The organism is Streptomyces sp. CBMA123 (genome assembly GCF_014596465.1).
GTDB lineage: Bacteria > Actinomycetota > Actinomycetes > Streptomycetales > Streptomycetaceae > Kitasatospora.
The window spans coordinates 1-12,158 of the sequence record NZ_MECK01000068.1 but is presented as its reverse complement, the minus strand read 5'-3'; the positions used below and the strand labels follow the sequence as shown (position 1 = coordinate 12,158).

At 73.9% G+C, this 12,158-nt stretch carries 13 protein-coding genes, 1 pseudogene and 1 riboswitch; of the genes and pseudogenes, 7 read left to right on the top strand and 7 right to left on the bottom strand.

Translation table 11 applies throughout. From position 1 onward, the window contains the following. Positions 1 to 139 precede the first annotated feature (139 nt). Positions 140 to 427 carry a bacterioferritin-associated ferredoxin gene (locus BG452_RS10575; RefSeq protein ID WP_411292927.1) on the top strand — a complete coding sequence of 96 codons (288 nt, stop codon included), beginning with the start codon at positions 140 to 142 and terminating at the stop codon, positions 425 to 427. Between the two features lie 16 nt (positions 428 to 443). On the opposite strand, the gene bfr is transcribed toward BG452_RS10575, so the two are convergent. Continuing rightward, positions 444 to 923: a bacterioferritin gene (gene bfr / locus BG452_RS10570; RefSeq protein ID WP_188303977.1), complete on the bottom strand. Its 480-nt coding sequence runs from the start codon at positions 921 to 923 to the stop codon at positions 444 to 446. Between the two features lie 229 nt (positions 924 to 1,152). Here bfr and BG452_RS10565 point away from each other — a divergent pair, with 229 nt between their 5' ends. Next, positions 1,153 to 1,782, top strand: coding sequence for a molybdopterin-dependent oxidoreductase (locus BG452_RS10565; protein ID WP_188303976.1), 630 nt, complete (start codon positions 1,153 to 1,155; stop codon positions 1,780 to 1,782). 40 nt (positions 1,783 to 1,822) lie between these two features. Here BG452_RS10565 and pknB read toward each other — a convergent pair whose 3' ends face one another. The 4 genes from pknB to thiO all read right to left on the bottom strand — a co-directional run bounded on the left by pknB (position 1,823) and on the right by thiO (position 5,871). Further along, the gene (pknB, locus tag BG452_RS10560) at positions 1,823 to 3,601 is read right to left on the bottom strand and encodes a Stk1 family PASTA domain-containing Ser/Thr kinase (RefSeq protein WP_223242044.1); all 1,779 of its coding nucleotides are present in this window, start codon (positions 3,599 to 3,601) and stop codon (positions 1,823 to 1,825) included. Between the two features lie 78 nt (positions 3,602 to 3,679). Beyond that, positions 3,680 to 4,486 (bottom strand): thiazole synthase, encoded by an 807-nt coding sequence (locus tag BG452_RS10555; protein ID WP_188303974.1) that lies wholly within the window; start codon positions 4,484 to 4,486, stop codon positions 3,680 to 3,682. Between the two features lie 3 nt (positions 4,487 to 4,489). Continuing rightward, positions 4,490 to 4,699, bottom strand: a complete 210-nt coding sequence (gene thiS, locus BG452_RS10550) for a sulfur carrier protein ThiS (protein ID WP_188303973.1) — start codon at positions 4,697 to 4,699, stop codon at positions 4,490 to 4,492. Next, the gene (gene thiO, locus BG452_RS10545) at positions 4,696 to 5,871 is read right to left on the bottom strand and encodes a glycine oxidase ThiO (RefSeq protein WP_188303972.1); all 1,176 of its coding nucleotides are present in this window, start codon (positions 5,869 to 5,871) and stop codon (positions 4,696 to 4,698) included. The genes thiS and thiO overlap by 4 nt, the downstream gene beginning before the upstream one ends. A 3-nt stretch (positions 5,872 to 5,874) precedes the next feature. Then, positions 5,875 to 5,987, bottom strand: a riboswitch (TPP riboswitch). Positions 5,988 to 6,070: 83 nt separating this feature from the next. On the opposite strand from thiO, the gene BG452_RS10540 reads away from it, so the two are divergent. The 3 genes from BG452_RS10540 to thiE are packed head-to-tail and all read left to right on the top strand — an operon-like array spanning position 6,071 to position 8,325. After that, positions 6,071 to 7,273, top strand: a complete 1,203-nt coding sequence (locus tag BG452_RS10540; RefSeq protein ID WP_188303971.1) for an NAD(P)/FAD-dependent oxidoreductase — start codon at positions 6,071 to 6,073, stop codon at positions 7,271 to 7,273. A gap of 33 nt (positions 7,274 to 7,306) precedes the next feature. After that, positions 7,307 to 7,672: an Rv2175c family DNA-binding protein gene (locus tag BG452_RS10535; protein WP_188303970.1), complete on the top strand. Its 366-nt coding sequence runs from the start codon at positions 7,307 to 7,309 to the stop codon at positions 7,670 to 7,672. Next, positions 7,672 to 8,325, top strand: coding sequence for a thiamine phosphate synthase (gene thiE / locus BG452_RS10530; protein ID WP_188303969.1), 654 nt, complete (start codon positions 7,672 to 7,674; stop codon positions 8,323 to 8,325). Before BG452_RS10535 ends, thiE begins: the two co-directional genes overlap by 1 nt. A 25-nt stretch (positions 8,326 to 8,350) precedes the next feature. Here the strand turns inward: thiE and BG452_RS10525 are convergent, their stop codons facing one another. Continuing rightward, positions 8,351 to 9,457 carry a polyprenyl synthetase family protein gene (locus BG452_RS10525; RefSeq protein ID WP_317620978.1) on the bottom strand — a complete coding sequence of 369 codons (1,107 nt, stop codon included), beginning with the start codon at positions 9,455 to 9,457 and terminating at the stop codon, positions 8,351 to 8,353. A 182-nt stretch (positions 9,458 to 9,639) separates the two neighbouring features. On the opposite strand from BG452_RS10525, the gene metF reads away from it, so the two are divergent. Then, a complete protein-coding gene (metF, locus tag BG452_RS10520; RefSeq protein ID WP_188303968.1) occupies positions 9,640 to 10,554 on the top strand; it encodes a methylenetetrahydrofolate reductase [NAD(P)H] in 915 nt (304 codons plus the stop codon). Positions 10,555 to 10,719: 165 nt separating this feature from the next. Beyond that, positions 10,720 to 11,634 carry a hypothetical protein gene (locus tag BG452_RS10515; RefSeq protein WP_188303967.1) on the top strand — a complete coding sequence of 305 codons (915 nt, stop codon included), beginning with the start codon at positions 10,720 to 10,722 and terminating at the stop codon, positions 11,632 to 11,634. A gap of 34 nt (positions 11,635 to 11,668) precedes the next feature. Here BG452_RS10515 and BG452_RS10510 read toward each other — a convergent pair. After that, a pseudogene (locus tag BG452_RS10510) lies at positions 11,669 to 12,158 on the bottom strand (hypothetical protein); the annotation flags it as partial.

Here is a 12,158-nt window from a genome sequence, read left to right as displayed (position 1 = left end):
CTCCCGAAGCCGGAGGGGCTTTTTCGTACCCGGATCGCCGGGTAAGGTGAGGCTTAGTGAACTAAGGCAAACCTTAGTCAAGATCCACTCCGCGCTTCACCTGCGCTTCATCCCGGGAGAGACCGCTATGTACGTGTGCATGTGCCATGCGGTCACCGAGGACCAGGTGAAGAAGGCGATCGACGGGGGCGCCGACACCCCGCGCCGGATAGCCAAGGGCTGCAAGGCCGGCACGGACTGCGGGTCCTGCGTCCGCCGGATCCAGGCGCTGCTCGGCGAGCACGGTGCCCGGCCCTGCCCGACCGCCCGGCTGGCCGCCAGGCTCGGCCTCGCCGATCCGGAGGTCCAGGACGTGTCCGGGCCGGCCGCCCCGAAGCCGGGCCCGGTGGCGCCGATCGCCCCGGTGGTCCCGCTGCGGGTGGCCTGAGCCGGGGCGCCGGGCCTCAGGACTCCGGCTGCTCGATCAGCTGGGCGAGGTAGAGCGCCTCGCCGAGCTTCTCCAGGAGTTCCAGCTGGGTGTCGAGGTAGTCGATGTGGTGCTCCTCGTCGGCCAGGATGTCCTCGAAGATGTTCGCCGAGGTGACGTCGTTCTTGGCCCGCATCACCACGATCCCGCGCTTGAGGCGGTCGATCGCCTCGACCTCGATCTGGCGGTCCGCCTCGAACATCTCCTTGACCGTCTGGCCGATCCGGACGTGGAACAGCCGCTGGTAGTTGGGCAGCCCCTCCAGGAACAGGATCCGGTCGGTGAGCGTCTCGGCGTGCTTCATCTCGTCGAACGACTCGTGCCGGGTGTACTTGGCGAGCTTCGTCCAGCCGAAGTTCTCCTGCATCTTGGCGTGCAGGAAGTACTGGTTGATCGCGGTCAGTTCGGCCGTGAGTTGCTCATTGAGGAACTCGATGACCTCCGGGTCGCCCTGCATGGTGCTGCCTCCCTGCGTTACGTCCTGCGGTGAGTCCTGCGCTGGGCATCCTGGCACCGTATCGGGAGGAAATTCCAGTAAGTTCACACTCACTAGGACATGTGGCGGAATATCCCATTTGGGCATTGATGGGGGGTGTGCGATCGACCATTGGCCCGTACGGGCAGGGCGTGAACCGGGGCCAAGGGGCGCGCGGCGGGGCCCGTCCGCCGTCTGTCACCATGGAGCCATGGGTCAGTCCGAACGAGAACCGCTTCCGCCGTCTGACCCGAGCCTCCCCCCGGGTCAGCGCGCGCAGCGCGGCTGGCCCGCCCTGCACTACGGGCCGGTGCCCCGCTTCAAGCCGCTGAGCTGGGACCTCCAGGTGTTCGGCGCCACCGCCTCGGCCGAGAAGCACAGCTGGGACCTCGCGGCCTTCGACGCCCTGCCGCGCACCACCGTGGTCGCCGACCTGCACTGCGTCACCAAGTTCTCCCTCCTCGGCAACGAGTGGACGGGCGTGCCCGCGGCCCTCCTGCTCGACCTGGTGCCCCCGGCGCCCGGCGTCACCCACGTCATGGTCTGGGCCGAGTACGGCTACAGCGCCAACCTGCGGCTGGCCGACTTCGCCGACCCCCACACCCTGCTCGCCACCCACCGCAACGGCGAGCCGCTGACCGCCGAACACGGCTTCCCGGTGCGGCTGGTGGTGCCCCGGCTGTACGCCTGGAAGGGCCCCAAGTGGGTGCGCGCGGTGGAGTACATGCGGGCCGACCGGCGCGGCTTCTGGGAGGAGCGCGGCTACCACAACCTGGCCGACCCGTGGCGCGAGCAGCGCTACTCCTACCAGGAGGAGCCGGGCGACGGGCCGCTCCGCTGAGCCCGGAAGCCCCGGAAGCCCTATTGGGCCCCGAACTCCGTTAGAACAGCGAGAAGTTGACCGTCACCACGGACTTCTGCGGCCGCCGCTCGCCGGCCGCCGGGGACTGGCTGCTCACCTTGCCCATGCCGAGCGTCCAGTCGGTGGCGGCCTTCATGGTGAAGCCCGCCGCCTGCAGCGCCCGCTGGGCGTCGTCCCGGCCCATCCCGCTGACGTCCGGGACCGGCACCATGCCCTTGCTGACCACCAGCGAGACCGCCGCGTTCTCCTGCAGCATCTGCCCGGCGGCCGGCGAGCTGCTGATCACCGAGCCCTCCGGCACGGTGTCGCTGTAGGTCTGGGTCACCCCGCCCCTGGTCAGCTGGGCGCCGGCCAGCGCGGCGGCCGCGTCGTCCGAGCTCTTGCCGGCGAGGTCCGGCACCGCGATCCGCTTGGGGCCCTTGGAGAGGGTGACCGTCACCGCGTCGCTCTTGCGGGTGCGCGCCCCCACCCCGGGGTCGGTGGAGATCACCTGCCCGGCCGGGACGGACTCGCTGAACACCTCGACGAACCGGCCGTGCATGCCCTCGTGGTCCAGCACCCGCTGCGCCTCGGAACGGTCCTTGCCGAGCACGCCCGGCACCGAGCCGTACAGCCCCTCGGAGATCCCGTACGTGACACCGCCCACCGCCAGCACCAGGGCGGTCAGCGCGGCCGTCCAGATCAGCGGCTTGCGCGGGAGGCCTCGCGGCCGGCCCGGCCGCCGCGTCCGGACCGGGGTCGGCTCGTCGTACGGGCGGGGCTCGACCAGCAGCTGGTCCATCAGCTCCGCCGGGACGTCCAGCACGCTGGTGCGCTCCGGCGCCGGGGTGTCGGTGGGCCGGGGCAGCGGCTGGATCACCGAGGTCGGCTCGCTGGTGGGGTAGCGCGGGCTGGGCCGGGTGGAGGCCGGCGGCTCGGCGTCCAGCTCGGCCGGGGTGAGCGTGCGGCGGACCCGCTGGAGGGCGGCGAGCAGCTCCACCGCGTCGTACGGGCGGGCCTCGGCGGCCCGGGCGCAGGCGCCGGCCACTATGGCGTCCAGCGCCGGGGCGACGGTGGGGGCGGCCAGCGAGGGGGCGGGGACGTCCTCGTGCAGGTGCTTGTACATGACCTGGACGGGGTTGTCGCCGGTGTGCGGGCGGCGGCCGGTGAGCATCTCGTAGAGCAGGATGCCGGCCGCGTAGACGTCGACCCGCTGGTCGGTGGGGGCGTCCGGGAGGATCTGCTCGGGGGCCAGGTAGGAGACCGTGCCCATGACGGTGCCGCCGGTGGCGGTACTGGTCGAGGTGGGCGCGCCGTCGGCGGTGCCGAGCACCCGGACCAGGCCGAAGTCGGCGACCTTGACCAGGCCGCTCTCGGTGATCAGCACGTTCTCCGGCTTGACGTCCCGGTGGACCAGCCCGGCCCGGTGGGCGGCGCCGAGGGCGGCGAGCACCGGCTCCAGCACGTCCAGCGCGGCCCGTACGGACAGCGCGCCGCGGTCGCGCAGCAGGTCGCGCAGGGTGCGGCCGGGCACGTACTCCATGGCGAGGAAAACGTTTCCGCCGTCCGCGCCCTGGTCGAAGACGTTGACCACATTGGGGTGGCTGAGCTTGGCGACCGCCTTGGCCTCGCGGATGAAGCGGGCGGTGAAGCCCTCGTCCCCGGCCAGTTGGGGGTGCATCACCTTGAGGGCGACCACCCGGTCCAGCCGGGTGTCGGTGCCCTTGTAGACGGTGGACATCCCGCCGGTGGCGATGCGCCGCTCGACCCGGTACCGGTTGTCGAGCACGGTACCGATCAGGGGGTCGTGCAATGCCATGTCCACCCGGCGAGTCTAGTGGGGCGGGTGGGTGCCGGTCCCGGCGGACATCGCTCCGGGACCGGCTTGTGACACGGCCTACACGCCTTGGAACGCCGGCCGCTCCCGGGTGTCCAGGTCGGCGCGGCCGGCCATCGCGGAGGAGGCCTCGGCGTGGAAACGGCGCGGGATGCGGCCGGCCCGGTGGGCGAGCCGGCCCGCCTCGGCGGCGTGCCGCATCGCCTCGGCCATCAGCACCGGGTCCTGAGCCCGGGTCACCGCGGAGGCGAGCATCACCGCCGAGCAGCCCAGCTCCATCGCCAGCGCCACGTCGGAGGCCGTCCCGGCGCCCGCGTCCAGGATCACCGGGACGCCCGCACCCTCCACGATCAGCTGGAAGTTGTGCGGGTTGCGGATGCCCAGGCCGGAGCCGATCGGCGAGCCCAGCGGCATGATCGCCGCGCAGCCGACGTCCTCCAGCTTGCGGGCCAGCACGGGGTCGTCGTTGGTGTACGGGAGCACCGTGAAGCCGTCGTCGACGAGCGTCTCGGCGGCGTCCAGCAGCTCGATCGGGTCCGGCAGCAGGGTGCGCTCGTCGGCGATCACCTCCAGCTTCACCCAGTCGGTGCCGAGTGCCTCGCGGGCCAGCCGGGCGGTCAGCACGGCCTCGCCGGCGGTGAAGCAGCCGGCCGTGTTGGGCAGCACCCGGATGCCGTTGCGGGTCAGCACGTCCAGGACGGAGCCCTGGGTGGTGGCGTCGACCCGGCGCATGGCCACGGTGGTCAGCTCGGTGCTGGAGGCGAGCAGGGCGCGCTCCAGGACCTCCAGGCTCGGCGCGCCGCCGGTGCCCATGATCAGCCGGGAGGAGAAGGTCGCCCCGGCGATGGTCAGAAGGTCGTCGGCCATGGTTCAGCCTCCCTGGACGGCGGTGAGGATCTCGACCCGGTCGCCGCTGTCCAGCGTCGTTCCGGACCACGAACTGCGCGGCACCACGGCCTCGTTGAGGGCGGCGGCGACACCGGTGTTGGCGGCGCTGACGGTGGCCACCAGCTCGGCGAGGGTGGTCGTGGCGGGCACCCGGCGGGGCTCGCCGTTGACGGTCAGGGCGATCTCGGTCATGCGGAGGCCTTCATCGGGGGGACGGCGGGGGAGAACCGGGTGGGCGTGAACGGCCTTGCCAGGTCGGGGACTTCGCCGGTCGCCAGGTAGTCGGCGAGCAGGTCGGCGGTGACCGGGGTGAGCAGTACGCCGTTGCGGTAGTGGCCGGTGGCGGCGACCAGTCCGGGCAGTGACGTGGGGCCCAGCAGCGGAGCGTTGTCCGGCGAGCCGGGGCGCAGCCCGGCGGCCGTCTCGCGCAGCGGGAGTTCGGTGATGCCCGGGACCAACTCATGCGCGTCGCGCAGGAGTTCGTACACCCCGCCGGCGGTGACGGTGGTGTCGTAGCCCTGCTCCTCGGTGGTCGCGCCGATCACCAGCTCGCCGTTCTCGCGCGGCACCAGGTACAGGTGCCGACCGCGCACCACCGCGCGCACGTTGCGGGAGAGGAACGGCCGGTAGGTCTCGGGGATCTGCAGCCGCAGCACCTGTCCCTTCACCGGGCGCACCGCGGGCAGCACCCCCTCGGGCAGGCCGGGCAGCCGGTGGCTGTGCGGGCCGGCGGCGAGCACGACCTGCTCGGCGGTCAGGGTCTCCCCGGTGTCCAGCCGGGCGCCGACCGCGCGGCCGCCCTCGACCAGCAGCTCGACGGCCTCGCCCCGGTGCAGCCGCACCCCGGCCCGCTCGCCGGCGGCGACCAGGGCGGTGAGCAGCCGGCGCGGGTCCACCTGGTGGTCGTCCGCGACGTGCAGGGCGCCGCGCACACCGGGGGCGAGCATCGGCTCCAGCCGGCGGGCCTCCCGGCCGGTCAGCCAGTCGGAGTCCAGGCCCAGCCGCCGGTGGAAGTCGTGCAGTTCGCGCAGTTCCTCGCGGTCGTCGGAGTCCAGGGCGACGGCGACGGTGCCGCACCGGCGGTAGCCGGTGTCCAGGCCGCCGCTCGCCTCGGTGAGCTCGGCGGCGAAGCCCTCGTACCGCCGGTTGGAGGCCATCCCGAGGTGCAGCAGCGGCTCCTCGCCGTACTGCAGCTCGGTGACCGGGGCGAGCATCCCGGCGGCGACCCCGGCCGCGCCCCTGCCGTGGTCGGGGTCGACCACGGTCACGTTCCGCAGCCCGCGCTGGGCGGCGCGCCAGGCGACGGCGAGGCCGATGACGCCCCCGCCGATCACCAGCACGTCCGCGCGGCTGCCTGTCGGCAAGCGTGACAAAGCTGCTCTTCTCCCTTCGCCGGTATGACCCGGATCAGGTTCGGACGGTCGCGGGCCGTGCCAGCCCGCCTCTCAGCCCGGTACGCCGGGCTCCCGTGTGGTGCACCCACCTTAACGCCGGGGGTCGGCCCGGCCGAAGGGCCGTACACCGGCTGGACGGGCGGCGGGAGCCCCGGCGGCGCTGAGTACAGTGACGGGCGTGGCAGAGCTGAGCGCAACGGATCGGGTGGTCGTCGTCGGGGCCGGACTGGCCGGGGCGCAGTGCGCCCTGAAGCTGCGGGAGGGCGGCTGGCGCGGGCGGATCGTGCTGGTCGGCGAGGAGGCGCACGCGCCGTACGACCGGCCGCCGCTCTCCAAGGACGTGCTGCTCGGCAAGGCCGACGCCACCACCCTGGACATCGACTACGACGGGCTCGGCATCGAGCTGCTCACCGGCCGCCGCGCCACCGGCCTCACCCCGGGCGTGCTGCACACCGACGGCGGCGACCTCCGGTACGACTCGCTGGTGATCGCCACCGGCGCCACCCCGCGCGCCCTGCCCGGGGCCGAGCGCGCCCACCTGCTGCACACCCTGGACGACGCCCTTGCGCTGCGCGCGCTGCTGCGCCCCGGGCTGCGGCTGGTGCTGGTCGGCGCGGGCTGGATCGGCGCCGAGGTGGCCACCGCGGCGCGGCAGGCCGGCTGCGAGGTCACCGTGGTCGAGGCCGGTCCGGCGCCGGTGCCCGGGGCGCTTCCGACCGAGATCGGCTCGGCGATGGCCGCCTGGTACGCCGAGGCCGGGGTGGAGCTGCGCTGCGGGGTCGGCGTGGCCGCCGTCGAGCCCGGGGCGGTGCTGCTGGCGGACGGCTCCCACCTGCCCGCCGACGAGGTGGTGGTCGGCGTCGGCGCCCGGCCCGCAACGGGCTGGCTGGCCGGCTCGGGCGTCGAGCTGGACGCCTCCGGCGCGGTCGTGGTGGACGGGCGGCTGCGCACCGGCCTGCCCGGGGTGTTCGCGGCCGGGGACTGCGTCAGCTACCCGTCGGCCCGTTCCGGCGCCCGGCTGGCCGTCCAGCACTGGGACCACGCGCTGCAGTCGGGCGGCGCCGCGGCCGCCGCCGTGCTCGGGGCGGACGCGCCGTACGACCCGGTGCCGTACTTCTGGTCCGAGCAGTTCGGGCGGATGGTCCAGTACGCCGGCCGGCACGCCGAGGGCGACGAACCGCTGTGGCGCGGCGGCCCGCAGGACGCCGCCTGGACGGTGCTGTGGCTGCGCGACGGGGTGCCGAGCGCGCTGCTGGCCGTGGACCGGCCGCGCGACCTCACCCAGGGCCGGAAGCTGATCGAACGCGGCGCGGTGCTCGACCGGGCCCTCGCCGCGGACCCCTCGGTGCCGCTCAAGGGGGCCACCGCTTAGCGCCGGACGGCGCGGAGGTGGCAGTCTGGTGGCGTGAGCGAGATCGAAAGCAAGATTGAAGCCCTGGTCCCCGAGTGGATGTACCTCCCCGACATCTCGGAGCAGTGGGGTGTGCTGGTCACCGAGGTCCGCGACATGGTCAGGAAGCGTGAGCTGATCGCGGTCCGCCGCGGCCCCAACAAGTCGCTGCAGGTCCCTGCGGCGTTCATCGACGGCCCGGGGCTGGTCAAGCACCTGTCCGGCACCCTGAACCTGCTGCGCGACTGCGGGTACAACGACGTGGAGATCCTGGAGTGGCTCTTCACCGAGGACCCGTCGCTGCCCGGCAGCCCGATCCAGGCGCTGCGGGAGAACCGCGGCACCGAGGTCAAGCGCCGCGCCCAGGCGATGCTGATCTGATGGCGGCGGACACGCTGCGTGCCCGCCTGGCCGACGCCCGGCTCTACCTGTGCACCGACGCCCGGCGCGAGCAGGGCGACCTGGCCGAGTTCCTGGACGCGGCGCTGGCCGGCGGGGTGGACATCGTCCAGCTCCGCGACAAGGGCCTGGAGGCCAAGCAGGAGCTGGCGGCCCTGGAGGTCTTCGCCGACGCCTGCCGCCGCCACGGCAAGCTGCTGGCGGTCAACGACCGCGCCGACGTCGCCCACGCGGCCCGGCCGGACGTGCTGCACCTCGGCCAGGACGACCTGCCGGTGCCGGCCGCCCGGGCGATCCTCGGCGAGGACGTGCTGATCGGGCGGTCCTGCCACGCCGAGTCCGAGGTGGACGCGGCGGTCGCCGAGCCGGGCGTGGACTACTTCTGCACCGGCCCGGTCTGGCCCACCCCGACCAAGCCGGGCCGCCACGCGCCGGGCCTCGGCCTGGTCTCGTACGCGGCGAAGCAGGCCACCGACCGGCCGTGGTTCGCGATCGGCGGGATCGACCTCGGCAACCTGGACGAGGTGCTGGCCGCCGGCGCCCGCCGGATCGTCGTGGTCCGGGCCGTCACCGCGGCCGAGGACCCGCGGGCGGCCGCCGCCGAGCTCGCCCGCCGGGTGCGCGCGGCGCTCTGACCGCTCCCGAGGCCGTCGCCGTCCCTCAGTACTTGCGGACGGTGGCGGCCTCGGCCAGTGCCAGCAGCACCGTACGGGCCCGCTCGTCGGCCAGCGGCGCCGCCGCCAGCGCGGCCAGCGACTGCCGCATCAGCTCCTCGATCCGGGCTTCCACCAGCTCGGGCGCGCCGCTGCGGGCGACCAGCCCGCTCAGCTCGGCGACCTCCTCGCCGGCCAGGTCCGGCGCGCCGAGCCGGGCGTCCAGGTGCCGGGCGTCGGCCGGCGGCAGGGCGCGCATCGCGTGCGCGACCAGCAGGGTGCGCTTGCCCTCGCGCAGGTCGTCCCCGGCGGGCTTGCCGGTGACGGCCGGGTCCCCGAAGACGCCGAGCAGGTCGTCCCGCAGCTGGAAGGCCTCGCCCAGCGGCAGCCCGAACGCGCCGAGGGCCTCGACCAGCTCCGGCCCGGCCCCGGCGAGCAGCGCGCCGACCTGCAGCGGCCGTTCGATGGTGTACTTCGCCGACTTGTAGTGCAGGACGGTCTGCGCCCGCTCCAGCGCGCCCTCGTCGGCGGAGTCGCCGGCCACCGGCTCCAGCACGTCCAGGTACTGGCCGAGCATGACCTCGGTGCGCATCAGGTCGAACCTCGGCTTGGCGGCCAGCACGGCGGCCGGGTCCAGGCCGGAGCGCAGGAACAGCTCGTCGCACCAGATCAGCAGCAGGTCGCCGAGCAGCACCGCGGCCGAGGCGCCGTACTGCTCGCGGTCGCCGCGCCAGCCGCTGTCCCGGTGCAGCGCCTCGAAGCGGCGGTGCACCGAGGGCAGGCCGCGGCGGGTGTCGCTGCGGTCCATCAGGTCGTCGTGCACCAGGGCGCTGGCCTGCAGCAGTTCCAGCGCGGCCGCCGCGTTGGCGATCCCCTCGCCGGCGGCGGGCCCGCCCGCGGCCCGCCAGCCCCAGTAGCAGAAGGCCGGGCGCAGCCGCTTGCCGCCGTCCAGCAGGAAGTCCCGCAGGGCGTCGGCGGCGGGCACCAGGTGCGGCGAGATCTTGCCGAGCAGCGCGGACTGGCCGTCCATGAACTCGGCGAGGGCCGCGTTGACGCGGGTGCGGACGTCCTCCACGTCCATGGGGTTGGCCGGCCGGTTGCTGGACGAGGTCACGATGAGGCTCCGCTGGTTCGCTGGGGTGCAGCAAGCGTAGCGGGGCGGCGGGGAACGGCCGTGCGAGCGGGTCGACCGGGGCATGCGGGGCGGCGGGAAGGAAGCGGAAGCCCGTCCACTACTTGTCCCGAATCGTGGAACCGAGTTGTCCGGCCCCTTCGGGGGCCGGATAACCTGCGAGCATGGCACTCGGCATCGCTTCCACGAGACCGGACCGTGCGCTCACGGTCCGCGAACTCCTGGCGGCCGGAAAGCGCTCCTTCTCCTTCGAGTTCATGCCGCCGCGCACCGAGGCCGGCGAGCAGAGGCTCTGGGACGCCATCCGGCGGCTCGAACCGCTGGACCCGAACTTCGTCTGCATGACGTACGGCGCCGGCGGCTCCTCGCGCGAGCGCACCGTCAACATCGTCGGCCGGATCGCCACCGAGACCACGCTCACCCCGGTCGCCCACCTGACCGCGGTGGACCACTCGGTCGCCGAACTGCGCAACATCATCGGCCAGTACGCCGACCAGGGCGTGCGCAACGTCCTCGCGGTCCGGGGCGACCCGCCCGGCGACCCGATGGGCGAGTGGGTCCGCCACCCGGACGGCGTCACCTACGCGTACGAGCTGGTGGAGCTGATCAAGGGCATCGGCGACTTCTGCGTCGGTGTTGCGGCCTCGCCGAACCGGCACCCGCGCTCGACCGACTGGGACGAGGACATCCGGCACTTCATCGCCAAGGTCCGCTCCGGCGCCGACTACGCGATCACCCAGATGTTCTTCGAGGTGGACGACTACCTGCGGTTCCGCGACCGGGTCACCGCCGCGGGCTGCGAGACGCCGATCATCCCGGAGATCATGCCGGTCACCAACGCCAAGCAGCTGGAGCGCTTCCCCCAGCTCAGCGGCTCGGCCTTCCCGGTCGACCTGGAGGCCCGGCTGCGCGCCGCCATCGACGACCCGGCGGCGCTGCGCGCGATCGGCATGGAGCACGCCACCGCGATGGCCGAGCGGCTGCTCGCCGAGGGCGCGCCCGGCCTGCACTTCATCACGCTCAACCACTCCACGGCGACGCTGGAGATCTACCAGAACCTGGGTCTGCACCACCGCTGACCACGGCTGTTCACGGGCCCGCCACCGTGCTGCGGTGGCGGGCCCGGTCGTGTGCGGCCGGTGCCGCCGACGGCGGGAACGCGATGCGGTACCCCGGCCGTTGAACCGGTACAGTCGCCGCACACGCGCGGCGCGCGCGGGCACGCGACTGGAGGTAGCGGGCGGATGGGCATCGGATATCTGCTGCTGTACGTCGCGTTGGCGGTGGTGGCGCTCTGGCTGGTCGCCGAGGTGCTGCTGCAGAACCGGGCGCCGGTGCACTGGCGGGTGCTGGCCCTGGCGGGGTTCCTCGGCGTGGCCGTCGGGATGGGCCTCGACTCGGTCGTGGTGATCGGCGTCGGAGCGGGCCTGTTCGCGGTCGGCCAGGCCTTCGTCACCCTCTCGGTCAAGCGCGGCTACCAGAACGGCTGGTCCCTGCGGAAGGCCGACGGCAGCCTGCCCGGCCCGCTCGCCAAGGTGCCGCTGCTCGGCGCCCTGACCGGTGGCGCGGCGGTCACGGCCGCCGCGACGGCGAAGGAGAAGCGGGTCGGCGAGGTCAGCGCGGTCGAGGAGACCCCGGCCCCGGCCGTGGCCCCGATGCCGGAGCCGGCCGCCGAAGAGGCCCCGGAGGTCGAGCAGACCGCCGCCTTCGAGATGCAGGAGCTGGCCCAGGACGGCGTCTACGCCCCCTCCTACTACGAGCAGCCGCAGACCGCGCAGCCGCAGGACCCGTACGCCCCGGCCTACCAGCCCGGCTACGACCAGCAGCAGTGGCAGACCCAGCAGCAGCCCGCCTACGCCTACGACCAGCAGTCCTACGGCGGCTACCCGCAACAGCAGCAGGACCCGTACGGCGGCTACCAGCAGCCCCAGGACCCGTACCAGGGCTACCAGCAGCAGGCCTGGGACCCGAACGCCCAGCAGCACCAGCAGCACGACCAGCACCGGCAGCAGCACGAGCACCAGCAGCACGACCAGCAGCAGCACGACCAGCAGCAGTGGCAGCCCCAGCCGGACCAGCACGGCCAGGGCATTCCCCAGCAGCCGGCGTACGACCAGAACTACGGCTACCAGCAGCAGAACACCTGGCACCAGGGCTGACGGACGCGGCGGCGCGTACGGGCCGACGGACGCCTCAGGCCGGGCCGATGAGGTTGGCCGTGATGCACGCCGACATGCCGACCCGGGCGAGCCCGCCGCCGGGATGGGCGCCGCCGCCGATCAGGTAGTGGCCCGGGTACGCCTCGGTGGCGGCCTGGAGGTAGGCGCCGCGCGCGCCGGGCAGGGCCGGGCGGGGGACGGCGCCGAAGCGGGAGCCGTTCTCGCGCTCGGTGTCGGCGGGGGTGCGGACCACCCGCCACAGCACGCGCTCGCCGAGGCCCAGGCCGGCCGCGTCCGCGTGGGCGAGCATCCGGTCGGCGAAGCGGTCGGCGGCGCCGGGGGCCGCCCAGTCGTGGCCCCTGGTGGAGGGGACGGTCGCGGTCAGCACGGCGGTGTGGTGGCCCGCCGGGTGCAGCGAGGGGTCGTCCGGGCGGAGCACCTGGACGGTCGGGCGCTCGGCGAGCGGGGCGCCCCGGTCGAAGGCCCCGGCCTGCTCGGCGGCCGGGTCCGCCGCGTGGACGACC

Bases quoted from the DNA above. Each gene is read 5' to 3' on its own strand.
- BG452_RS10575 (WP_411292927.1), top strand. From the start codon at position 140: ATGTGCCATGCGGTCACCGAGGACCAGGTGAAGAAGGCGATCGACGGG.
- bfr (WP_188303977.1), bottom strand. From the start codon at position 923: ATGCAGGGCGACCCGGAGGTCATCGAGTTCCTCAATGAGCAACTCACG.
- BG452_RS10565 (WP_188303976.1), top strand. From the start codon at position 1,153: ATGGGTCAGTCCGAACGAGAACCGCTTCCGCCGTCTGACCCGAGCCTC.
- pknB (WP_223242044.1), bottom strand. From the start codon at position 3,601: ATGGCATTGCACGACCCCCTGATCGGTACCGTGCTCGACAACCGGTAC.
- BG452_RS10555 (WP_188303974.1), bottom strand. From the start codon at position 4,486: ATGGCCGACGACCTTCTGACCATCGCCGGGGCGACCTTCTCCTCCCGG.
- thiS (WP_188303973.1), bottom strand. From the start codon at position 4,699: ATGACCGAGATCGCCCTGACCGTCAACGGCGAGCCCCGCCGGGTGCCC.
- thiE (WP_188303969.1), top strand. From the start codon at position 7,672: ATGGCGGCGGACACGCTGCGTGCCCGCCTGGCCGACGCCCGGCTCTAC.
- metF (WP_188303968.1), top strand. From the start codon at position 9,640: ATGGCACTCGGCATCGCTTCCACGAGACCGGACCGTGCGCTCACGGTC.
- BG452_RS10515 (WP_188303967.1), top strand. From the start codon at position 10,720: ATGGGCATCGGATATCTGCTGCTGTACGTCGCGTTGGCGGTGGTGGCG.